This is a genomic window from Streptococcus caledonicus, from assembly GCF_042656225.1.
GTDB lineage: Bacteria > Bacillota > Bacilli > Lactobacillales > Streptococcaceae > Streptococcus > Streptococcus caledonicus.
In genome coordinates this window covers 20,368-42,833 of the sequence record NZ_JBHSOJ010000022.1, presented here as the reverse complement: position 1 = coordinate 42,833, position 22,466 = coordinate 20,368, and the positions used below count along the sequence as shown (strand labels likewise).

General features: G+C 38.5%; 18 protein-coding genes, 3 tRNA genes, 1 other RNA gene and 2 pseudogenes. 4 read left to right on the top strand and 20 right to left on the bottom strand.

Annotated elements, in window-relative coordinates; all coding sequences use genetic code 11:
- Positions 1-555: 555 nt before the first annotated feature.
- The 12 genes and pseudogenes from ACFPQ3_RS08485 to parE form a co-directional block, all read right to left on the bottom strand.
- Positions 556-1,197, bottom strand: coding sequence for a DUF3862 domain-containing protein (locus ACFPQ3_RS08485; RefSeq protein ID WP_156806669.1), 642 nt, complete (start codon positions 1,195-1,197; stop codon positions 556-558).
- Positions 1,198-1,240: 43 nt separating this feature from the next.
- Positions 1,241-1,587, bottom strand: a transfer-messenger RNA (tmRNA) gene (ssrA, locus tag ACFPQ3_RS08480).
- Between the two features lie 149 nt (positions 1,588-1,736).
- Positions 1,737-1,808: transfer RNA gene (locus ACFPQ3_RS08475), tRNA-Arg, on the bottom strand.
- Positions 1,809-1,875: 67 nt separating this feature from the next.
- Positions 1,876-3,084, bottom strand: a complete 1,209-nt coding sequence (gene rpsA, locus ACFPQ3_RS08470) for a 30S ribosomal protein S1 (protein WP_156806670.1) — start codon at positions 3,082-3,084, stop codon at positions 1,876-1,878.
- An 85-nt stretch (positions 3,085-3,169) separates the two neighbouring features.
- Positions 3,170-3,241: transfer RNA gene (locus ACFPQ3_RS08465), tRNA-Gln, on the bottom strand.
- Positions 3,242-3,246: 5 nt separating this feature from the next.
- Positions 3,247-3,327, bottom strand: a tRNA-Tyr gene (locus ACFPQ3_RS08460).
- Positions 3,328-3,387: 60 nt separating this feature from the next.
- Entirely contained in the window at positions 3,388-3,618 is a 231-nt protein-coding gene (locus ACFPQ3_RS08455) for a DUF2969 domain-containing protein (protein WP_156806671.1), read from the bottom strand.
- 166 nt (positions 3,619-3,784) lie between these two features.
- Entirely contained in the window at positions 3,785-4,810 is a 1,026-nt protein-coding gene (locus ACFPQ3_RS08450) for a branched-chain amino acid aminotransferase (RefSeq protein ID WP_156806672.1), read from the bottom strand.
- A gap of 143 nt (positions 4,811-4,953) precedes the next feature.
- On the bottom strand, positions 4,954-7,410 hold the full coding sequence (parC, locus tag ACFPQ3_RS08445) for a DNA topoisomerase IV subunit A (protein WP_156806673.1): 2,457 nt from the start codon (positions 7,408-7,410) through the stop codon (positions 4,954-4,956).
- A 521-nt stretch (positions 7,411-7,931) separates the two neighbouring features.
- Positions 7,932-8,501 (bottom strand): annotated as a pseudogene (locus ACFPQ3_RS08440) (lysostaphin resistance A-like protein).
- A 171-nt stretch (positions 8,502-8,672) separates the two neighbouring features.
- Positions 8,673-9,278: a protein adenylyltransferase Fic gene (gene fic, locus ACFPQ3_RS08435; protein ID WP_156806675.1), complete on the bottom strand. Its 606-nt coding sequence runs from the start codon at positions 9,276-9,278 to the stop codon at positions 8,673-8,675.
- 9 nt (positions 9,279-9,287) lie between these two features.
- Positions 9,288-11,243 (bottom strand): DNA topoisomerase IV subunit B, encoded by a 1,956-nt coding sequence (parE, locus tag ACFPQ3_RS08430; protein WP_161978767.1) that lies wholly within the window; start codon positions 11,241-11,243, stop codon positions 9,288-9,290.
- A 153-nt stretch (positions 11,244-11,396) separates the two neighbouring features.
- Here parE and ACFPQ3_RS08425 point away from each other — a divergent pair, with 153 nt between their 5' ends.
- Positions 11,397-12,095 (top strand): helix-turn-helix domain-containing protein, encoded by a 699-nt coding sequence (locus ACFPQ3_RS08425; protein WP_380434034.1) that lies wholly within the window; start codon positions 11,397-11,399, stop codon positions 12,093-12,095.
- A 338-nt stretch (positions 12,096-12,433) separates the two neighbouring features.
- On the opposite strand, the gene yihA is transcribed toward ACFPQ3_RS08425, so the two are convergent.
- From yihA to ACFPQ3_RS08400, 5 genes are all read right to left on the bottom strand, one after another.
- Entirely contained in the window at positions 12,434-13,033 is a 600-nt protein-coding gene (gene yihA / locus ACFPQ3_RS08420; RefSeq protein WP_156806677.1) for a ribosome biogenesis GTP-binding protein YihA/YsxC, read from the bottom strand.
- Positions 13,034-13,044: 11 nt separating this feature from the next.
- Entirely contained in the window at positions 13,045-14,274 is a 1,230-nt protein-coding gene (gene clpX, locus ACFPQ3_RS08415; RefSeq protein ID WP_156806678.1) for an ATP-dependent Clp protease ATP-binding subunit ClpX, read from the bottom strand.
- 20 nt (positions 14,275-14,294) lie between these two features.
- Entirely contained in the window at positions 14,295-14,465 is a 171-nt protein-coding gene (locus tag ACFPQ3_RS08410) for a hypothetical protein (protein WP_156806679.1), read from the bottom strand.
- Positions 14,465-14,977 (bottom strand): dihydrofolate reductase, encoded by a 513-nt coding sequence (locus ACFPQ3_RS08405; RefSeq protein ID WP_156806680.1) that lies wholly within the window; start codon positions 14,975-14,977, stop codon positions 14,465-14,467. Before ACFPQ3_RS08405 ends, ACFPQ3_RS08410 begins: the two co-directional genes overlap by 1 nt.
- A gap of 124 nt (positions 14,978-15,101) precedes the next feature.
- Entirely contained in the window at positions 15,102-15,962 is an 861-nt protein-coding gene (locus ACFPQ3_RS08400; RefSeq protein ID WP_156806681.1) for a thymidylate synthase, read from the bottom strand.
- A 308-nt stretch (positions 15,963-16,270) separates the two neighbouring features.
- Between ACFPQ3_RS08400 and ACFPQ3_RS08395 the strand changes: the two genes are divergently transcribed.
- The 3 genes and pseudogenes from ACFPQ3_RS08395 (at position 16,271) to ACFPQ3_RS08385 (ending at position 19,856) form a co-directional block, all read left to right on the top strand.
- Positions 16,271-17,443, top strand: a complete 1,173-nt coding sequence (locus tag ACFPQ3_RS08395; RefSeq protein WP_156806682.1) for a hydroxymethylglutaryl-CoA synthase — start codon at positions 16,271-16,273, stop codon at positions 17,441-17,443.
- Complete coding sequence (locus ACFPQ3_RS08390; RefSeq protein WP_232323245.1) at positions 17,433-18,698, top strand: hydroxymethylglutaryl-CoA reductase, degradative; 1,266 nt, start codon at positions 17,433-17,435, stop codon at positions 18,696-18,698. Before ACFPQ3_RS08395 ends, ACFPQ3_RS08390 begins: the two co-directional genes overlap by 11 nt.
- A 320-nt stretch (positions 18,699-19,018) precedes the next feature.
- Positions 19,019-19,856, top strand: a pseudogene (locus ACFPQ3_RS08385) (IS630 family transposase).
- Between the two features lie 181 nt (positions 19,857-20,037).
- Here the strand turns inward: ACFPQ3_RS08385 and ACFPQ3_RS08380 are convergent.
- The 3 genes from ACFPQ3_RS08380 to ACFPQ3_RS08370 are packed head-to-tail and all read right to left on the bottom strand — an operon-like array spanning position 20,038 to position 22,465.
- A complete protein-coding gene (locus tag ACFPQ3_RS08380; protein WP_156806684.1) occupies positions 20,038-20,748 on the bottom strand; it encodes an ABC transporter ATP-binding protein in 711 nt (236 codons plus the stop codon).
- The gene (locus ACFPQ3_RS08375) at positions 20,748-21,512 is read right to left on the bottom strand and encodes an ABC transporter ATP-binding protein (RefSeq protein ID WP_156806685.1); all 765 of its coding nucleotides are present in this window, start codon (positions 21,510-21,512) and stop codon (positions 20,748-20,750) included. Before ACFPQ3_RS08375 ends, ACFPQ3_RS08380 begins: the two co-directional genes overlap by 1 nt.
- Positions 21,513-21,514: 2 nt before the next feature.
- Positions 21,515-22,465 carry a branched-chain amino acid ABC transporter permease gene (locus ACFPQ3_RS08370; RefSeq protein ID WP_156806686.1) on the bottom strand — a complete coding sequence of 317 codons (951 nt, stop codon included), beginning with the start codon at positions 22,463-22,465 and terminating at the stop codon, positions 21,515-21,517.
- Position 22,466: the final 1 nt, after the last annotated feature.

Sequence of the window (22,466 nt, the reverse complement as noted above, 5' to 3'; positions counted from 1 at the left end):
GTTAGTGGACATGTTCATCTGCTTTCTATACTGAGTTGGGGAATTCTAGTATATCAGAAGAACATGTCTTTTCTGTTGCACTTCATTTTACAACGCGGGAAAATGTTATAAATCATTTACCATCAAAAAAACAACTAAAACAAGTCAGTAAAAAATCCTCTATCAAGATAACAGTTATTATACCAAACAAGTCAACCTCTTATACCTAATTTCTAAATGACCTGATTTAGCAAGTTATGACAACACTCCTACAGAACGCCAACAACTATAGCCAAAGTAGTCGTTCACTTGTGTTTTTTAAAGATAAAAAATCAAAAAAGCGACACACTATTACCCAAAAGTTGTACAAGCATTTAATGGTAACATACAAAATAAGCATGAATTTTTTTATTTACGATTTAAACACTAAAAGGCACAAAATCATCTGTTTTACAATCGGATTCTATGCCTTTTAACCATGTTTTAAACATAAGAACAACAAAAAGAATCCCTAAATTTTCCAAACAGACTAGCCAAGGTTATATCATATAAAACAAATTCTAATAGTTTGGGTAATTAATCCTTAATTCCATTCTGTTCAACTCTTACCAGAGCATTATTTTCAAAATCTAGAATTAGAGTAGCTCCACTATCCGTTTTAAGACCACTGGTCCAAACCGCTTGTATTTCCTCTTTTTCTGAGGAAACTGCCTGTGACATCACATCAGGTTGCCCAAGCTTATCCGATATAGCTTTGAAACTATCACCAGGTATATTCTCTTGAGAAATCTTTAAAGCATCAACATCCGATTTTGTGATAGTTTCTTCACGGTTAAATTGAAAGTTTGAAATAGAACGAACAATACTACTATCTTGATAAATGTGGACACGTAACGATACTTGGTCAAAATTCCAAGTGTATAGATCAACAGAAACACTACCTGCAGGAACTGTTTCGTGGCTCATAGGCTCACCAAACAGATTTTTTAAACCTTCAAGATTTGTACCACCTTTAAACTCATTAGCAGCACTGGCTAATTGAATATCATTAAACTTCAGTCGTATATCTTGATGAATTGGGGTTGTATCTTTTTTTACAACATTAGTATCTAATGTAACATTTTCAACAGTTTTTACTTCTGTATCTTTCTTAGAAGAACAAGCTGATAAACAAAGAAAAAATATCCCAAGTCCTAGAAATAATAAGTTTTTTTTCATCTTTTTTCCTTTAAAAAAATGGCAGAAAAAATCTGCCAAATAGATATGGAGCCGGTGGGAGTCGAACCCACGTCCAAACACCTGCCAACACATTCGTCTACAACCATAGGTTATGTCTTGCTTTAACAAAATTTTGACACATAACTCAAGCCCAAACCTTGCGAGTCTATCAATCTCTTTTTAACTAGCTAGACAATAGTCAAACGTAGCTTGCTGTTTTAAGACTTCTAATAAGACACAAGCAATCTTATAGAAATCACGCTTGCTGGTGTTTAGGCAGCGAAAGCGTAAGAGTTTGTATTTTTTGCAGTTATATTTAACTGAACGTTAACGCCGTCACGCGAGTCGCAAAATGTGCCTCATAATGCCTGTCGAATCCGTAACGACCCCATTACGTGTAACACTTTTTAAGTATAACAAATTTTCATCTCCCTTGCAATCTTCAGACAAGCTTTTAGAGCAAATAGAAGATATCAGCGATTAGCATTTGTTATGAACATTAAAAAGCTTAAATCACAAGGACTTCTCTGTATCCTTCATCCACTCTAAGGGAATCGAACCCCTATTTCAAGAACCGGAATCTTGCGTGATATCCATTACACTAAGAGTGGCAACTAAATTATTATAGCATGAAAAACCAAAAATTAAAAGACCTGTTTAACAGGTCTTTGGTTAAAATTACAATTCGATATCACCGAAAAGGTCAGCCATTGAGAAGCCAGTTTGTGTTTCTGGTAATTCGTAATCGCGTTTAGCTTCACGTTTTGGAGCACGACGACGTGGTTGACGTTTTTCGCCTTCTTCATTGGAATTTTCTTCACGTGCTGGACGCTCTTCCAATGCTTTGATTGAAAGTGACACACGTTCAGCTTCAGCATTTACTTCAAGAACTTTAACAGTTACATCTTGACCTGCTGAAAGAACATCTTTTGGATTTTCAACACGTTTGTGTGAAATTTGTGAGATGTGAACAAGTCCATCAATACCTGGTAATACTTCAACGAAAGCACCGAAGTCAGTCAAGCGTTTAACTTTACCTTCAATAACATCGCCAGCTGCAAGTTTTTGCTCAACGCCATCCCATGGTCCAGGTGTTGTTGCTTTAAGAGAAAGTGATACACGTCCTTCTTCCTCATCAATTGCAAGAACTTTAACTTCTACTTCTTCACCTACAGATACAACTGATTTTGGAGAAGCGTTGCGTTCGTGTGACAATTCAGTCACGTGAACAAGTCCATCAACACCACCAAGGTCGATGAAAGCACCGAAGCTTGTCAAACGAGCAACTTTACCAGTAACAACTGAACCAACTTCAATATTTGAGAAAATTTCTTGACGAGCTGCTGCAGCTATTTCTTCAACAACTTCACGACGTGACAAGATGAAACGGTTTTCAGCAGCATCAACTTCTTTAATTTTAGCATCAAACTCTTGACCAACAAATTGTTCAGTGTTACGAACAAAGCGTGTATCAATCATTGACGCAGGGATGAAACCACGAAGTCCTTCAAACTCAACTGAAAGTCCACCTTTAACAGCACGAGTCCCTTTAACAGTAACAACTTCGCCTTCACGACCAACTAATTTGTCCCAAGCTTTGCGAGCTTCCAAACGTTTTTTAGATACAAGGTAAGTTACTGTATCAGTATCTTTACCTACAACTTGACGAAGAACAAGCACTTCAAGTGTTTCGCCAGCTTTTACAAGGTCATTGATGTCAGCATTACGATCGTTAGTCAATTCACGAAGAGTCAATACACCTTCAACACCAGTACCACTGATGATAAGGTTAGCTTGACCAGCGTCAACTGTCAATACTTCTGCAGTGACAACATCACCTGGGTTAACTTCGCTAACACTGTTTAGCAAATCTTCAAATTCATTCATTCTAAAAAATCCTCCAACAAAACCCAGCCTATTCTGGGTTTTGGTATATCTTATTTTCAAGGTTACTCGCAAGAGCTTACCATGACTGGGGTAGCTGGATTCGAACCAACGCATGAGGGAGTCAAAGTCCCTTGCCTTACCGCTTGGCTATACCCCATTAGATGGAAAGAGAGGGATTCGAACCCCCGAACCCGAAGGAGCGGATTTACAGTCCGCCGCGTTTAGCCTCTTCGCTATCTTTCCAAAACACAAGGATTAGTATAACACAGTTCCTTGTTGAAATCAAGTCATATATTTAAATTTTTAATGATTTAAATTGTAGTTTTCAATAATTTTTTCAACCGCTTGATCCAATGTCTTATAAAACCTATCAACTTTGCTATCTTTTACAAGGGCAAAGCGGTCATCAAGCTCTGCAATTTCACCAATCATTTTTTTGGCAATATTAAGCTGATAACCATCGACTTCGGTCCCATTCACCTCAATTTTTGCATCTACAATTTGAATTTCAATTTTTTTATCTTTTTTACTCATAATTTCTAAAACACTATGGCTATCAAATGGAAGTTTTCAAACAATCACTTGTCATTCATCTTCCACTGTTAGTAACCGACTTTTATTCTCCTTGTCTTATTTTTCGGGCAACACTAATATTTTACCGAAAACGAAAACTGCTTGCAAGTGCAAGCTGTTATTTTTTCTATAAATCAACGGGAACAATCCAACCTTTAGGTGCTTCTTTATCACCAAATTGAATGCCTGTTAATTCATCATATAATTTTTTAGTGATTGGTCCAACTTCTGTCTCACTATAGAAAACGTGGAATTCCTCTCCGTGTTGTACCCCACCAATCGGTGAAATAACTGCTGCTGTACCACAGGCACCTGCTTCCGTAAACTTAGCTAAATCATCAACAAAGACATCACCTTCAATTGCCTTCATTCCAAAGCGGTGCTCTGCTAGATAAAGCAACGAATATTTAGTAATTGAAGGCAAAATGGATGGGCTAATTGGAGTGATAAATTCATTATCAGCTGTGATGCCAAAGAAATTGGCTGATCCAACTTCTTCAATTTTAGTATGGGTGGCCGGATCAAGGTAAATCACATCTGAAAAACCAGCAGATTTAGCTTTTTTACCTGGCAACAAACTTGCTGCATAGTTTCCGCCAACCTTAGCCGCTCCTGTGCCGTTTGGTGCCGCACGGTCATAATCGTCTTGAATCAAGAAATTCGTTGGCTGCAAGCCCCCTTTAAAATAATTGCCGACAGGCATCGCAAAAACAGTAAAAATGTATTCTTCTGCAGGTTTTACGCCAATAATATCTCCAATACCAATCAATAGAGGACGAAGATAGAGTGTTCCTCCTGTGCCATAAGGAGGAACAAAATCAGCATTAGCTTTCACCACCTGTTTACAAGCATCAATAAATTTGTCAGTTGGAACAGGTTCCATCAACAGACGATCTGCAGTCCGTTGTAGGCGCTCTGCGTTTTGATCTGGTCTAAAAAGTTGAACGCTTCCCGCTTTCGTCCGATAGGCTTTCAAACCTTCAAACGCTTGTTGCCCATAATGCAGTGCTGGAGAACTTTCTGAAATGTGCAATTGCGTGTCTTCTACTAGCACACCATCATCCCATTTCCCATTTTGAAAGTAAGAAATGTAACGAAATGGTAATTTGCGGTATTCAAATCCTAAATTTTCCCAATCTAATTCAACTGTCATTGTTTATACCCACTCTCTCATTAATAATTGTTATTTAGTATAACGCTTTTGGAAAAGAAAATCAATAAATTTTCAGACAATTCTGTCTTTTAGCGATACTGAACACAAAAAAACTCTAACCGAAATGGCTAGAGATTGGTTTGTTATCGTATTTTAGCTGATAAAACTTCATGTTCTGAAATCGTGTCACTGACAAAGCTACCGTTGCTGGTACGTTCAGAAAGGCTGAGTTGACTCAAATCTTTTTCAATCACTTGACCAGCAGTATCTGTAATCTGAAGAATTTGTGCGTCATCCGTTGCAACTTCTGTCGTAAATAAATCGAGTACAGCTCCGCTATTTTCCGAAAGAACAGGGCCAGCTACAAAGACACGATGAGGTTTGGCTTTTAGTTCACGTAAAACTTGCAGACCTCGACCAGCTCGCTTGGTTTGTGGAATCTCACTGAGTGCTACTCGCTTCAAGCTACCACGCTGTGTCAAGAGATAGAAACTATCCGTATTTGCAATAAAAGCAGACTGGATGACATCAGCATCTTTAAGGTTAATGGCTTTAACCCCTGCCGCTTTCGCCCCGACGACAGGAACGTCATCAATCGTAAAGCGAAGGGCATAACCGTTTCGTGTCACAAGCATCACATCTTCCAAGAGAATCGGGCTAACCATTACCATACGATCACTGTCATCTTTCAGTTTAGCGTATTTCACAGATTTCGATTTGTAAGTCCGCCATGGACTAAATTCCTTGCGTTCAACACGTTTGATTTGACCTAATGCGGTAATCGCAACGTAGGTTCCCTGGTCAAACTGATCAAGCAACTCTGCATACAGAACTTCCTCATTAGTTGCAAAATTCGTAATGGTTTGCGACAAGTGCTCACCAATATCTTTCCAACGAATATCCGTCAACTCATGGACTGGGCGGTAAATAACGTTTCCCAAAGTCGTGAAAATCAACAAATGTTGCGTTGTCCTAGCCGCTTGTACAAATAGGAGATCATCGTCATCACGTTTTCCAATTTCGTCCACCGTTGAAGCATTGAACGAACGTGGGCTAGTACGCTTGATATAACCTCCTTTGGTTACGCTGACAAAGGTGTCTTCTTCCACGATAAGACTGGCTGTATCGATTTCAATGGCAACAGCCTCGTCTTGCAATTCTGAACGGCGTGGGTTACCAAAGTGTTTTTTCACCTCACGGAGTTCTTTTTTCATGACATTGTACATGGTTCGTTCATCGCCAATAATAGCGGCTAACTCCATGATTTGCTGACGAAGCGCTTCTTCCTCATTTTGCAAGGTCACAATATCAGTATTGGTCAAACGATACAGTTGTAGGGTCACAATCGCTTCTGCCTGTTCTTCGGAAAAGTCATAGCTAACCTTCAAGTTTTCCTTGGCGTCAGCTTTATTTTCCGAAGCACGAATAAGGGCAATGACCTCATCTAAAATCGAAATAACACGAATAAGTCCCTCTACAATATGCAAACGGCGCTCTGCTTTTTCCTTATCAAATTGAGATCTCGCCACAATAATCTCACGGCGGTGCGCGATGTAGCTAGAGAGGATTTTGTGAAGTCCTACCTGACGAGGGGTAAAGTTGTCAATGGCAACCATGTTGAAGTTGTAATTGACTTGAAGGTCTGTGTATTTGAGTAGATAATTGAGAATCGTCTGGCTATCGGCATCTTTTTTCAACTCAATTGCAATGCGCAAACCGGTACGGTCTGACTCATCACGAACTTCCGCGATTCCCGGAACCTTATTGTTCACACGGACATCGTCAATCCGCTTGACAAGGACAGCCTTATTGACCTCGTAAGGAATTTCAGTTACCACAATTTGTTGTTTGCCACCCTTGAGGGTTTCGATTTCTGTCCGTGAACGAACAACAACACGTCCCTTACCTGTCTCATAGGCCTTTTTGATTTCATCCGCACCTTGGATAATACCTCCTGTCGGGAAGTCTGGACCAGGGAGAAATTCCATCAATTTCTCTAACTTAGCTGATGGATGGTCAATCATGTAAACCACTGCATCAATCACTTCTGATAAATTGTGTGGTGGAATATCGGTCGCATAACCTGCTGAGATACCTGTGGCACCATTGACCAGAAGGTTAGGAAAAGCAGCTGGTAAAACCGTTGGTTCTTTTTCCGTATCGTCAAAGTTCCATGCCCATGGCACGGTATTTTTTTCGATATCTTGAAGGAGGTAGCTTGCGATTTCAGATAGCCGAGCCTCCGTATAACGCATGGCAGCAGGTGGATCACCGTCCATAGAACCGTTGTTCCCGTGCATCTCCACCAAAATTTCACGGTTTTTCCAATCCTGAGACATGCGCACCATGGCATCATAAATCGAACTGTCCCCGTGGGGGTGGAAATTACCCATGATATTACCGACAGACTTAGCCGACTTACGGTAGCCCTTATCATGGGTATTGCCATCCTTATTCATCGAATAAAGAATACGACGTTGAACAGGTTTTAACCCGTCTCGAATATCAGGAAGCGCCCGCTCCTGAATGATATATTTGGAGTAGCGACCAAAACGCTCTCCCATGATGTCCTCAAGGGACATGTTTTGAATGTTTGACATTTTCTAAATATCTTTCTTTCGTATGATTTTTTGAAAGCTCCTTTAAGTAGTGAGGACGGAAGCGAGCCTACCGTTCCATCCCTAACTGTTGAGCCTAGGTCTCAATAGTCCCCTAGAGGTTGAAACATAAATATCTCCACCTTCTATTTTTAATGGTAATAGCAGATTGACGCAGTGGTTGATTGGCAGTCTGCAACTGGACACTTCTTTAGTTTTAAGTGTCCACCTAAAATAGTCCACCAGACTATTTTAATACCACGCAATCGTTAGCGGCCATCCTATACAAATGTGATGAACGTCGTTCATCTTATTTCCAACCTCCAAAAATCTCCCAGACCTTCGGAGCTGTGCGGAAGTAGGAGTGAAAGTGTCCAGTGGACAGTTTCAGCCTGAGCTTAGAAATCAGAGAGCGAGGGGAAGTCAAGACTTCGAAATCATGGCTCCTGTTCCACTCTCTTTCACTACGGCAGGAGATTTCTGAATAGGCGACCATATCGTTTATTTACTAAGTAATACTATCTTTATTCTAGCATGTCGATATCTGAATTGGCTAAGCACACTGAAATTCCCCATAAAATCATTAAGCCTGCTATCAATACTGAATCTACTTTTGTAATAAAGTAACCTAATACAATATTGTTTAAGCCGTGCAAAATCATACAAAAAAGTATCGATTGCGTTTTACGATATAATGTCGCTAGCACAAAACTAAAAATAACGGCGTAGATTAAAAATTGATAATAGGGAAATTGTTGCTGAATACTACCGTCAATAAACTATAGTGGTAAATGCCAGAACCCCGACACAGATCCAGTTAGCAAGCTAGATTTCCAATAAGCAATCTTTTCCTCTAGCAAAGGTTGCATCGTCCCTCGCCATCCTAGCTCCTCATTACCACCACCAATTAAGATTGCCTGTATCAGTAAAATTAGAATGAGTGAGTTTGAAAAACGCCCACTAATCCCGACAGAAGATAAGCTAAATACAAGCAATAATAATACTGAAAACAAGATTAAATATTGCCAAGAATTTCTTTTTATACTAAATAGGAAAGTTTTTAACCCACTTAATGATTTATCTTCTAAATACATTATAGCTGCAATGGTCGGACTTAAACCTGAAAAAATATGCATCACATTGCCTATGGACGAGGTCAAAGGGATATGAAAGATTGCCATTGCACCCCAGCCTAAACCCCATGTCATAAAAAAAGTTAGACTGAGAAATAAAACTAATTTATTAGGAAATGACTTCACCATTAACTATAACTCCTCAATCTTATACAGTGTGTACCCCTCATAATAATAGGAGTAGTCAATTCCTTTCATATACAATTCAAGATTAGTAATGTCGGAAGTTAATGCCTTATTCAGAATATGTTTAATTTCAATATCACGGATAGGGCTTCTTTCCATAGCCAAGAGGTAATCTTCCTTATCAACCTTAGACCAGTCAACCACTTGACCTAGCTCTTTTGACAAGATGTGATCAAGCCAGATACGCATGCTGCGACCATTCCCTTCACGAAAAGGATGGGCAACATTCATCTCGACATATTTTTCAACAATAGCATCAAAACTATCCTGTGGCATTTTGTCGATGTTTTCCAAGGAAACTTGAAGATACATAACTGGTGCAAATCTAAAAGCTCCCTTAGCCATATTGACCGTACGGACCTTGCCAGCAAAATCGTAGATTTCCTCAAAAAGAAAATCATGGATATAAGCTAATGTTTCAAATATGCCTGCTGGCTTATCCTCCAACAATTGTTTTTCAAACAGTTGTTTTGCACGGAGCTTACTGAGTTTTTCTTCTGCTTCTGCTAATTCTAGAGAATTTCCTATTCCTAGCTTATTTTCTAAAACCATCATATCTCCTTACTTGCTAAAGGCTGTTGCTTCTTCCAAGGTAAACTTGACATTATCTTCAATCCATTGACGGCGAGGAGCTGGTTTGTCCCCCATAAGGACCGATACACGGCGCTCAGCACGCGCAAGGTCATCAATGGTCACTCGAATAAGAGTGCGACTATCTGGATTCATGGTCGTTTCCCAAAGCTGGTCGGCATTCATTTCACCAAGTCCTTTATAGCGTTGGAGCATGGCACCTTTTCCAAAATCACGACGCAACTCTTCTAACTCTCCATCTGTCCAAGCATAGGCGATTTTTTCTGTTTTACCTTTGCCTTTAGACATTTTGTACAAAGGTGGAAGTGCAATGTAAACGTGCCCTGCTTCAACCAGTGGTCGCATGTAACGGTAGAAGAACGTCAATAGGAGGGTTTGGATATGGGCACCATCGGTGTCGGCATCTGTCATGATGATAATTTTGTCATAATTGATATCATCTAAGCTAAAATCCGCACCAACGCCTGCACCTATCGTATAAATCATGGTGTTGATTTCCTCATTTTTAAGGATGTCACTCATTTTAGCTTTTTCAGTATTTAAGACCTTACCACGCAATGGCAGAATGGCTTGGAATTTACGGTCACGCCCTTGTTTAGCAGAACCACCGGCAGAATCCCCTTCGACAAGGTACAATTCATTTTTTGCCGCATTTTTAGATTGAGCAGGGGTCAATTTCCCAGACAGAAGTCCTTTGTCCTTCTTATTTTTCTTACCGCTTCTAGCGTCATCACGCGCTTTTCGAGCCGCTTCACGAGCATCTCTTGCTTTAATGGCTTTACGTACTAAATTCGTTGCCAGTTCACCATTTTCCAAGAGGAAAAAGGTCAAATTTTCAGAGACAATCCCATCCACAACTGGACGAGCTAAAGGTGAACCTAACTTATCTTTGGTCTGCCCTTCAAATTGTAGATGCTCTTCAGGCACAAGGATGGACAAAACTGCAGACAAGCCCTCACGGTAGTCAGACCCTTCCAAATTTTTATCTTTTTCTTTGAGTAGACCTGTCTTACGGGCATAATCATTCATCGCCTTTGTAATCGCTGTTTTTAGACCCGTCTCATGCGTTCCACCATCTTTGGTACGGACATTATTGACAAAGGACAAGATATTATCCGAGTAACCGTCATTGTACTGCATAGCAATTTCCACTTGGAATGACTGATCTTGCCCTTCGATAGAAATAACTGGTGTCAAGGTTTCCTTGTCTTCATTCAGATAAGCGACAAAATCCTGCACCCCATTTTCATAATGGAAAGCTTCAGATACAGGCTCTTCTCCACGCAAATCAGTAAGCGTCATGGTCACATTTTTCAAGAGAAAAGCAGATTCTTTCAAACGTTCTGAAATCGTATTGAACTTAAAATCAGTCGTGGAAAAAATGCGGTTATCCGGCATAAAGGTAACGGTCGTCCCTGTCTTAGACTTAGGTGCTGTGCCAATCTTTTTCAAGGTGGTTACAGGTTTTCCGCCATCTTCAAAGCGCTGCTTATAAACAGCACCATCACGAGTAATCTCAACTTCAAGCCAACTTGAGAGGGCATTAACCACTGACGATCCTACCCCGTGCAAACCACCTGAAGTTTTATAGCCCCCTTGACCAAATTTACCACCTGCGTGAAGAACGGTGAAGATTACTTCAACCGTTGGTTTACCCATAGCATGCATCCCAACAGGCATCCCACGACCACTGTCAGCTACACTAACAGAGCCATCCGCATTTAATGTCACATCAATTTGATTTCCAAAGCCAGATAGAGCTTCATCAACCGCATTGTCCACAATTTCCCAAACCAGGTGATGCAGTCCAGTCCCATCAGTTGATCCAATATACATTCCTGGTCGCTTACGAACGGCATCCAACCCTTCCAATACCTGAATCGCATCATCATTATAGTTATTTACATTAATATCTTTTTTAGCCAAAATAGCCTCCGAAAATTTTCATCTGTACCATTTTACCGATTTTTATTGAATTTTGCAAAATAAAATTGTTTTTATTGATTTTTTTTCAATAAACTTGATTTTTTTTCATACAGATGATACACTTTTATTAAACAAGTATTAAGGAGAAATATGATGTCTTTGGAAATAGCGGAGCGATTAAAGCAGTTACGATTAAAGGCTGGATTTGAACAAGCAGAATTAGCAAACCAATTAGGCTATAAATCTGATAGTACCATTTCCAAATGGGAAGCTGGCAAAACCCTTCCGACAGGACGACGCCTAAGCCGATTAGCAGAGCTCTTAAATACAAGCATTGATTACATTCTTTATGGTCAAGAAAATCAATCCCCTCAATTGAATACCATCTTTGCCCAGTTAGAAAGTGCCCGCAAAGAAAAGGTAATAGACTTTGCTCATTTGCAACTTGAAGAACAAGTTCGCCTTTCCAAACCACGTTTTGAATATAAGGTTTATGAAAAATTATCAGCTGGAGGAGGCTTCTCTTATTATAATGATGGCAACTACGACAGCGTTTTTTACGAAGAAGAGCTTGATCATGACTTTGCTTCTTGGATTTTTGGTGATAGCATGAATCCTGTTTATCTAAACGGTGAAGTGGCTCTTATCAAACAAACTGGTTTTGATTACGATGGTGCTGTTTATGCTGTTGACTGGGATGGCCAAACCTATATCAAAAAAGTTTACCGAGAAGAGGGCGGCCTCCGTTTGGTATCCCTAAATCCTAAATATAAGGATAAATTTGCCCCCTATGATGAGGAGCCTCGTATCATCGGAATCATCGTCGGTCATTTCATGCCGATGGAAGTCTGATTCCCGAGCTATCATTAGATGGATTAAATACCTATTCTAGTATCTAATCAATTTTTCTAACGTGTGGGACATTCAAAAGATTCAGGGGACCTTTTAAGAAAAGTTAACGAAGCTAGTATCAAAATTCCCTCCTACAGGATTCCATCGTTTTTTTGATAAAACACATCCTATCAGCACTTTCTGTTGCGATGTCAGTATTCACCTATGATGGTAAGATTTAGAGATAGCAATTTCATTCCCATAACTATCTCCTGCTTACAAAAACACCTTAAAAGGCTTGAAGTTTTTGGTTTTCTAACCCGAACTTCAAGCCTTTATTTTATCAATGACAATTATTCTTAGAGATAATCTAAAATAGTATCCCATGCTTCATCATAGCCATGACGGGTCTCAGATGAAAAAACAATAAAATTATCATTTTTATCAAAATTTAATTTTTTCTTAATCGCTGATTCGTGTTTATTCCACTTACCTCGTGGAATCTTATCGGCTTTAGTTGCCACAACAATAACAGGAATCTCATAATATTTTAGAAATTCGTACATTTGCACATCATCAACTGATGGATCATGTCTCATATCCACAAGACTGACAACAGCGCGCAAATTATCACGACTAGTCAAATATTCTTCAATCATTTTGCCCCATTTGGCACGTTCTGTTTTAGAAACCTTGGCATAGCCATAGCCCGGAACATCAACAAAGCGAAGCTTGTCATCAATGTTAAAGAAGTTCAGTAACTGAGTTTTCCCCGGTTTACTTGATGTTCTCGCCAGATTTTTTCTGCCCAAAAGACAATTAATAAAACTAGATTTTCCAACATTTGAACGACCTGCTAAGGCAATCTCAGGGAGATCATCTTGAGGATAGTGAGATTTATTAGCCGCACTCAAAAGGATTGAGGCATTATGGGTATTTAGAAAAATTTCTTCTGCCATATGTGACCTCCTTACGCTGTCTCCAAAACAGGGCCGGCTTTCCCTTCAACAGCTTCTTTGGTGATACGAACGCAGGTCACTTCTTCTTGACTTGGAATTTCAAACATAACATCTAACATAGTTTCTTCTATAATTGAACGTAGTCCACGTGCTCCTGTCTTACGCTCAATAGCTTTTGAAGCAATGCTTTCTAACGCTTCTTGCTCAAACTCTAATGAAACACCGTCATAGGAAAGTAATGTTTGATATTGTTTAACCAAGGCATTTTTAGGTTCCGTTAAAATCTTAACCAAATCATTTACAGTTAGTTGCTCAAGAGCCGCTACCACCGGTAAGCGCCCAATAAATTCCGGAATCAAACCAAATTTTTGAATGTCTTCAGAAATAATTTCTTGCATATAAGATGCTTCATCATCAAGTTTTTTATTATTTTGTCCAAAACCAATGATTTTTTCACCCATGCGTTGTTTAACAATATCTTCAATACCATCAAAAGCACCACCAACAATAAATAGAATATTTTTAGTATCTATTTGAATCATTTCTTGATTTGGATGTTTACGTCCTCCCTGAGGGGGCACACTAGCCACTGTACCTTCAATGATTTTTAGAAGAGCTTGTTGAACTCCTTCTCCCGAAACATCACGGGTGATGGAAACATTTTCCCCTTTTTTTGCAATTTTATCAATTTCATCCACGTAGATAATACCACGCTCAGCACGTTCAATGTTATAATCTGCTGCTTGAATCAGTTTTAGTAGGATATTCTCGACATCCTCACCTACATACCCTGCTTCAGTCAATGATGTAGCATCAGCAATAGCAAATGGAACATTTAGACTTTTAGCCAACGTTTGAGCCAAGAAAGTTTTACCAGAACCTGTTGGACCAATCATAAGAATATTTGATTTTTGCAACTCAACATCATCATCGTGGCGACTTTCTGTAAAACTAACACGTTTATAATGATTATAGACTGCTACCGCTAGAGCTCTTTTGGCACGGTCTTGACCAATAACATAGCTATTTAGAAGCTCTAGTAATTCTTTTGGTTTTGGAACTTCTGTTAAATCAGCTAAAACTTCTTCTGCTAACTCCTCTCGAATAATTTCTTGAGAAAGTTCAACACATTCATTACAGATAAAAACGCCATTACCAGCGATAATTTTACGAACTTCTTCCTGATTTTTTCCACAGAAAGAACAATAAACTCTGTGATCCATTTTTCTATTTGAGGCCATTATCTTCACTTTCTAGTTATTTAAAATAAGTTGCCATAAAAGGCTTGAATCGTATTGACAAGGTTACTAATTGCATTGAGTAAGAAAAAAATTGCTAAACCATATCGCTTTTTCTTAAGCGCTGGCCCTATAGCAAGTACACAAATGACACCTAAGCAGGCGGTAAACACACCAAAAAGACTACGTTGCACTAGTCTCCCTCCTTTTTATCAAAAATGGAAATGGTGAAATCATAGGGATTTTTATCATCTTTTTGAATATTTCGTTCAGATATCTGAACGAACGGCTTCATATCTAATGATGGAAAATAGGCGTCTCCATCAATATCTGCATGAATAGTCGTTTTAATTAAACCATCATAGTAGGCTTCAAAAGCCTTATAAATAGCTGAACCACCTGCAATATAGAGAGTTTTTTCTTGCTGTTCAAACCAATTTAAAGCTTCCTCAATAGAGTGAACTACAGTAACTCCTTCAACACTATAATTCGTATCACGGGTTAAAATCAAGGTTTCTCGTCCTGGTAACTTACGACGGTTCATACCATCAAACGTCACACGCCCCATCAAAATCGCTTGCCCTATTGTGGTTTCTTTAAAATGGTTTAATTCGGCAGGTAAATACCAAGGCATGGTTTGATTTTTTCCAATAATACCGTCTTCCGTTTGTGCCCAAATAGCAATCATCTTTTTTTCATTAGTCATGTCTATAGTTTACCAAAAATAAGCTAAAAAAGCTTGTTTGAAATCAAAAGATGCCCAAAACTTCAAAGACACTGTGACATCTTTTACAACTGCATCAATCCCTGTCGTAAACATTGACTCTAGATTAGATTGCCAATTCAAATTTAAGCTGTGGTTTAACAGGTTCATAGTCTACTAATTCAAAATCCTCAGGTTTAATCTTAAAGAAATCAGTTCCATTAGGCACATTGAGCACTAAACGTGGTTCTTTATCTGATGGCGTGCGACGTCGTAATTCAGCCGCATTATCAAATTGATTGTCATAAATGTGAAGATTATTAATAAAATAGAAAAACTTCCCAACCTTCCAGCCAAAATGCTTGGCAATCATCATTTGGAGAGCTACATATTGCATGGCATTAATATGATGAGCCACCAACATATCATTGGAACGTTGCGTCAAAGTTGCATCTAGATATATGTCACCATCAACTCTACGGACATCAAACATGGTTTGAAAGGCACACGGTAACAACCCAGCAGTTTCTTCAAATGCTTCGTAATCCCAAAGAGAAATGACGTTACGTCTGTTCCAAGGGTTTTCCTTTAGTTGTTTCAATAACTTGGTGATAATGTCATGCTGTTTAACGACTGCACCGTAGCGTTGTCCGATGGAACGAGCATCACCATTATTAGCAGTAACACCTGCTACTTCCCAATCATTCCAATAGTGAACATTGTATTTATCCTCTAAAACATCTAGGCTATTAGATTGATCTTGATAAATCCATAACATCTCTTTAATAGCCGATTTTATTGCGATTGGACGCAATGTGGTAATAGGGAACTCTCCTTTACTTAAATCATACTCAGCAAAAGCACCTGTAATGTATTTAGAGTTTGCTACCCTTCCATCCTTATACTTAGGTCTAGCCTGTTCTGACCAAACTCCCTCTTCTAAAATTTTTCTGATATTATCTTTGAAAATAGCATCCGCTTTAGTCATTTTTTACCCTTCTTTACACATTTGAATAGACACTTTACTTTGTTAGTCGCTATGCTATTTTACCGAAAAATACCTAAAAAAGCCAACGAAAAAATTGGTCTCAAGTCTTAGGGGTTTTTCAAAAAAATATGATAAAATGGACAATGGTAAAATCCCCTAATAAAACTAAATAAGAAACTGTGTACATAAATGGAATATCTCTACAGTATATTAAAGTTATGACATTTTTGCACATGACTAAGTTAACTTGGCAAAATTGCTTACTTTCTAACTTGATAGCAGTTTCTACCCATTTGGAGAATAAATCGATGAACATTGGAATTGATAAAATTGGTTTTGCAACCTCACAATACGTCCTCAACATGAATGATCTAGCTTGCGCTCGCGGAGCCGAACCTGAAAAATTTTCAATAGGGCTTATGTTAGATGCCCTAAGTATCACACCCATCTCAGAGGATATTGTAACCTTAGCTACTACAGCTAGCCATGACATCCTAACAGAACAAGATAAGGCAGATATTGATATGGTTATCCTAGCGACCGAATCTGGCATTGACCAGTCAAAAGCCGCTAGTGTGTATGTTCATAGCCTTTTAGGTATCCAATCATTTGCGCGTTCTTTTGAAATAAAAGAGGCCTGCTATGCGGCTACTGCTGCGCTCAATTACGCTAAACTACACGTCTCTACTAATCCTGATAGTAAGGTTTTAGTAGTTGCTTCTGATATTGCTAAATACGGCATTGGCTCTGCCGGAGAATCAACACAAGGAGCCGGTGCTGTAGCTATGCTAGTCAGCTCAAATCCTAGGATTCTTACATTTAACGATGACAATGTGGCTCAGACGCGTGATATCATGGACTTTTGGCGTCCAAACTATTCTACTACCCCATATGTAAATGGAATTTATTCTACTAAACAATATTTGGATAGTTTAAAAACAACCTGGGCAGAATATCAAAAGCGCCACCAGACAGATTTAAAAGATTTTGCGGCTATGTGTCTGCACCTCCCATTTCCAAAATTAGCCCTCAAAGGACTCAATAAATTAATCACAAAAAATCTCCCAGAGCAGAACAAAACACAGCTTTTGGCTAATTTTGAGCATTCTATTGCCTATAGCCGGAAAGTTGGAAATATCTATACCGGATCCCTTTATCTGGGACTCCTATCTCTTCTTGAAACTAGTGATACCATCAAAGCAGGAGATAAAATCGGGTTATTTTCATATGGTTCAGGAGCAGTCTCTGAAATTTTCTCAGCTAACTTAGTTGAAGGGTACAAGGCAATGTTAAAACCATCTCGACTACTCGATTTAGACAAACGCTCTCCCCTTTCTGTAACTGAATATGAGAAATTATTCTATGAAGAAGCTGACCTAGATGAAGAGGGCTCAGCCACTTTTAACAACTATAAAACTGGATCTTATCGCCTCAAAGGCATTGAACAACATCAACGGATTTATATCAAAAATGAAGATTAATTGGACTGGCTTTTCAAAAAAAACACCCTTAGAACGCCAAAAACTTATTTCATCTCTCTTAACAGAAGAAAAACAGACACTTCTTAGGGACAACAAGCAACTCGCTCTTAAAACTGCCGATCAGATGGCAGAGCATGTCCTAGGAACTTTCTCCTTGCCATTTTCTATAGCTCCAGACTTTCTAATTGACAATAAAATTTACCATGTTCCTATGGTAACAGAGGAACCTTCTGTCGTCGCCGCTGCTAGCTTTGCTGCTAAACTTATCAAGCGTTCAGGTGGCTTTACTACTACAATCCACAATCGACTTATGATAGGTCAAGTTGCTCTTTACGATCTTAAGGATAAAAAAATAGCAGAGCAAATAATCTCATCTCACAAAGAACAGCTTTTATCTCATGCAAACGAAGCCCATCCTTCTATCCTCAAACGCGGGGGTGGTGCTCGTAATATTTGGACAGAAGAAAAAGAAGAGTTTCTCATCGTTTATTTGTCTGTGGACACACAGGAAGCAATGGGAGCTAATATGTTAAACACTATGTTAGAAGCTATTGCCCCTATTTTGGAAGAGATAACAGCTGGGAAAAGTCTTATGGCAATTTTGTCCAACTATGCTACCGAAAGTTTAGTAACTGCTGAATGTTCCGTTGACCTACGTTTTTTAAGTCGTAACATTGAAGAAGCTCAACAATTAGCTCAAAAAATGGAACTCGCAACTCACTTAGCACAGGTTGATACTTATCGTGCTGCCACTCACAATAAAGGAATTTTCAACGGTATTGATGCTGTTGTTTTAGCAACAGGAAACGATTGGAGAGCTATTGAAGCCGCCGGACATTCCTACGCTACTCAAGGAGGTTTATATCGTGGTTTATCTAATTGGTTTTACGATAGAAAAAAACAACAAGTTCACGGTAAACTCACACTACCAATGCCAATCGCAACCAAAGGAGGTTCCATCGGCCTTAATCCAACCGTGCAATTAGCACACGAACTTCTCAATTCCCCAAGTGCAAAAGAACTAGCAAGTGTTATTGTTTCAGTTGGACTAGCACAAAATTTTGCTGCTTTAAAAGCATTAATTGGAACAGGTATCCAAGAAGGACATATGAAACTTCAGGCTAAGTCATTGCTACTCCTTGTCGGTGCAACAGAAAAAGAGGCCACCATACTTCTCCCCAGATTACTTAAAGAAAAGCACCGAAATCAAGAAACTGCACAAGAACTGCTAATAGATTTAAGAAATCAAAAATAGAGTGAGGATAAGTCATGTTTTCAAAGTTTTGACTTACCCTCATTCTCGTTTGCTTCACTACAGAAATTTCTCGTTATTGCAACTTCGTCGCCTGTAATGATTTCAGAAAACTCCAATTGCCCCTCATGTATTGATAACAACTAAATTACAACTGGGACAATTTATCCCAACGATGCTTACTATCTAAAAACCAAACGCCTATACTATCCAACTATAAAAAATGTCGTCATACTCATTCAAAATCAAAATTAGATTTATAAATTCTCTAATATGATAGTAAAATGAAATACTAATAGTACATAATGTGATATGAGCTTCTTATGGTATATGCATTAGATTTTCGTGAAAAAGTTCCCGCATATTGTAAGCGAACAGGTCGTATCACAAAAGCATCAGATGTTTTCCAAATCTCACGACATACCATTTATGGCTGGTTAAAACTAAAAGAGAAAACAAGGAATCTAAACCATCACATCAAGTCAAAGGAACAAAACCTAGGAAAGTTGATAGAGATAGCCTCAAAAACTATCTTACTGATCATCAGATGCTTATTTGGCTGAAATAGCTTCTGAATTTGACTGTCATCCTCCTACCATTCACTATGCTCTCAAAGCTATGGGATATACTCAACACTTACTATGAACAAGATCCAGAAAAAGTAGCTTTATTTCTTAAAAATTTTAACCATTTAAAGCACTTAACACCTGTTTATAGTGATGAAACAAGATTCGATACTTATTTTTATCGAAAATATGGTCGCTCATTAAGAGGTCAATTGATAAAAGGTAAAGTGTTTGGAAAAAGGTATCAGAGGATTTCTTTGGTTGCAGGGCTGATAAATGGTGACATAATCGCTCCTATGATTTATGAAGAGACAATGACGAGCAACTTTTTTGAAGCATGGTTTCAGAAATTTCTGCTACCAACATTAGGCACACCATCAGTTATTATTATGGATAAGGCAAGATTCCATAGAATGAATAGGCTAGAACTCTTATGTGAAGAGTATGGCATAAACTTTTACCTTTTCCAGCCTACTCTCCTGAGTATAATCCTATTGAGAAAACATGGATTCATATCAAAAAGCACCTCAAAAAAGTATTGCCAAATTACAATACTTTTTATGAAGCTCTTTTGTCCTATCCCTATTTCAATTGACTATATTGTCAAAAGAGAAGAGGCTGGCAAAAAGTTTTCAAAATTGTAAACGGCTTAGAATAACGTCATCAAAAAAAACGTTGATTCTAAGCCATTTTATTTTGTGCAATTTTCAACAGCAAGGCTAAAATTTGAGTTTTTGCCCAGCCTCTCTTTTCTTTATTTCGGTTTTATATTAGCATTAACCACCTAAGTATGCTTTGCGGACTTCGTCTGATTCCAGAAGTTCTTTTCCTGTTCCAGAAAGAACAATTTTTCCTGTTTCAAGAACGTAACCACGATCAGCGATTGATAGTGCTTTATTAGCGTTTTGTTCAATCAAGAGAACTGTTGTTCCCTGCTTTTGAATATCTTGAATAATATCAAAAATTTCTTGAATGAAAATAGGTGCTAATCCCATTGAAGGCTCATCTAAAAGAAGGAGTTTGGGCTGGCTCATGAGAGCGCGCCCCATAGCTAACATCTGCTGTTCTCCTCCTGAAAGGGTTGCTGCATCTTGATTTTTACGTTCTTCTAAACGTGGGAATCTAGCAAAAACTTTTTTCAAATTCGCAGCATTTTCATCCTTATTATTTTTCAAAAAGGCACCCATTTCAAGGTTTTCCATAACAGTCAAACCTGCAAAAACATGACGTCCCTCAGGCACCTGAGCTAGACCATCTGCTACGATTTTTCGTGCTGGTATTTTTGTAATATCATTGCCAACATAAAAAATTTCTCCAGCACTTGGTTTAACTAGCCCTGAAATCGTACGAAGAATAGATGTTTTTCCAGCACCATTAGCACCGATTAAAGTAACAACCTCGCCTTCATTTACCTCAAAAGAAACATTTTTAACTGCTTCAATTGCCCCATAGCTAACCGAGAGGTTTTTTACTTCTAACATTACCATTAAATTTCACCTCCAAGATAAGCTTCAATAACACGTTTATTATTTTTGATTTCTTCTGGCGTTCCATGGGCAATCAAACGACCATATTCTAGTACATAGATACGTTCTGTTACTTCCATAACCAAACTCATGTCATGTTCAATTAAAATAATGGTAATTCCAAACTCTTCCTTAATTTGACGAATAAGAGCTGTCAAATCAGCAGTTTCCTGCGGATTCATACCAGCTGCAGGTTCATCAAGGAAGAGGATTTTAGGTTCTGTTGCAAGAGCACGCACAATTTCTAAACGACGTTGTTGTCCGTAAGGAAGATTTTTAGCTAGAGTTCTAGCATCTTGATCAAGATTAAAGATTTTCAATAGCGCTAAAGCTTTTTCCTCCAACTCTTTTTCATGAGCATAATATTTTGGTAATCGGAGTAAAGAAGCTAGGATATGTGACTTATGATGATTATTAAAGCCGATTAGCACATTCTCTAAAACCGTCATATTCTTAAACAATCGAATATTTTGGAAGGTACGAGATAGACCGAGCGCAGCAATTTTATAAGGAGCTTTCCCATTTAACAAAATACCATCAAGAGTTACTGAACCTTCAGATGGCTCATAAACACCTGTCAAAAGGTTAAAGAGAGTCGTTTTACCAGCACCATTAGGACCGATAAGGCCAACTAATTCCCCTTCATTGAGTTCCATAGTCACATCACCGACAGCAGTCAGACCACCAAAATTTTTCGTTAGGTTTTTAACTTCAAGAAGTGCCATACTTATTTGCCCTCCTTAATTTTTGTAAAGAATTTTGAAAACATCAATTCTTTAGTTCCCAATAAACCGCCTGGTCGGAAAACCATCACCAAAATCAATGCTAGTGAATAGATAATCATTCGGATGTCAGCAAATGAGGCTAAGTACATATTTAAAATACCAAGCACCACCGCAGCAATAATTGTCCCCGTAATAGAACCAATGCCACCAAGGACCGCAATAATAAGATACTCAATAGATTTCATCAAAGCAAAATCTTTAGGAACAATTGTTCCAATATAGCCAACATAGAGAGAGCCTGCAATGGCTGACATCATAGCTGCTAGAACAAAGACCATAACCTTAATTTTAGTAGTATTTACACCCATTGATTCTCCTGCAATTTCATCCTCTCGAACAGAAATGACACTTCGACCAATTGGACTTCTTAAAAAGTTCAAAACTAATACTGTCAGCAAAACAACAAAGATAAAGACAACAGGCCAAGTTGTAAAAGGAAGAATTCCAGACATACCGGCTGCACCATTTGTCAATGTTCCACCGTTGACAATAGCAATACGAATAATCTCGGCGACACCAAGAGTCGCAATGGCAAGATAATCCCCTTTTAAACGAAGGGTTGGTAAACCAACTACTAGTGCCACCAAAGCTGCAACAAGTGCCCCAACAAGCATAGAGATATAAAATCCTCCATAAGTTGGCATTGTTTTAGTTAAAATAGCTGTCGTATAAGCACCAATAGCCATAAAACCCGCTTGACCAAGCGAGAATTGACCAGAGAATCCAAGAACTAAATTAGTTCCCAAAGCCATAATCATAGAGATACCAATTCCCATTAAGATTTGGACATAGTAGAGGCCAATTAAACCAGTACTTACAAACATAGATAAAATCCCGTAAATAGCTAGAACAAGAACGAGCCAAGCTAGAATAGGTTTTAAATTTTTCTTCATG

Excerpts from the sequence above, each read along its gene's own strand:
- clpX (WP_156806678.1), bottom strand. The coding sequence starts at position 14,274 with ATGGCCTCAAATAGAAAAATGGATCACAGAGTTTATTGTTCTTTCTGT.
- ACFPQ3_RS08450 (WP_156806672.1), bottom strand. The coding sequence starts at position 4,810 with ATGACAGTTGAATTAGATTGGGAAAATTTAGGATTTGAATACCGCAAA.
- parC (WP_156806673.1), bottom strand. The coding sequence starts at position 7,410 with ATGTCAAACATTCAAAACATGTCCCTTGAGGACATCATGGGAGAGCGT.
- ACFPQ3_RS08395 (WP_156806682.1), top strand. The coding sequence starts at position 16,271 with ATGAACATTGGAATTGATAAAATTGGTTTTGCAACCTCACAATACGTC.
- yihA (WP_156806677.1), bottom strand. The coding sequence starts at position 13,033 with ATGGCAGAAGAAATTTTTCTAAATACCCATAATGCCTCAATCCTTTTG.
- rpsA (WP_156806670.1), bottom strand. The coding sequence starts at position 3,084 with ATGAATGAATTTGAAGATTTGCTAAACAGTGTTAGCGAAGTTAACCCA.
- ACFPQ3_RS08425 (WP_380434034.1), top strand. The coding sequence starts at position 11,397 with ATGTCTTTGGAAATAGCGGAGCGATTAAAGCAGTTACGATTAAAGGCT.
- ACFPQ3_RS08455 (WP_156806671.1), bottom strand. The coding sequence starts at position 3,618 with ATGAGTAAAAAAGATAAAAAAATTGAAATTCAAATTGTAGATGCAAAA.
- fic (WP_156806675.1), bottom strand. The coding sequence starts at position 9,278 with ATGGTTTTAGAAAATAAGCTAGGAATAGGAAATTCTCTAGAATTAGCA.
- ACFPQ3_RS08485 (WP_156806669.1), bottom strand. The coding sequence starts at position 1,197 with ATGAAAAAAAACTTATTATTTCTAGGACTTGGGATATTTTTTCTTTGT.
- ACFPQ3_RS08405 (WP_156806680.1), bottom strand. The coding sequence starts at position 14,977 with ATGACTAATGAAAAAAAGATGATTGCTATTTGGGCACAAACGGAAGAC.
- ACFPQ3_RS08380 (WP_156806684.1), bottom strand. The coding sequence starts at position 20,748 with ATGGTAATGTTAGAAGTAAAAAACCTCTCGGTTAGCTATGGGGCAATT.
- ACFPQ3_RS08370 (WP_156806686.1), bottom strand. The coding sequence starts at position 22,465 with ATGAAGAAAAATTTAAAACCTATTCTAGCTTGGCTCGTTCTTGTTCTA.
- ACFPQ3_RS08390 (WP_232323245.1), top strand. The coding sequence starts at position 17,433 with ATGAAGATTAATTGGACTGGCTTTTCAAAAAAAACACCCTTAGAACGC.
- ACFPQ3_RS08400 (WP_156806681.1), bottom strand. The coding sequence starts at position 15,962 with ATGACTAAAGCGGATGCTATTTTCAAAGATAATATCAGAAAAATTTTA.
- ACFPQ3_RS08375 (WP_156806685.1), bottom strand. The coding sequence starts at position 21,512 with ATGGCACTTCTTGAAGTTAAAAACCTAACGAAAAATTTTGGTGGTCTG.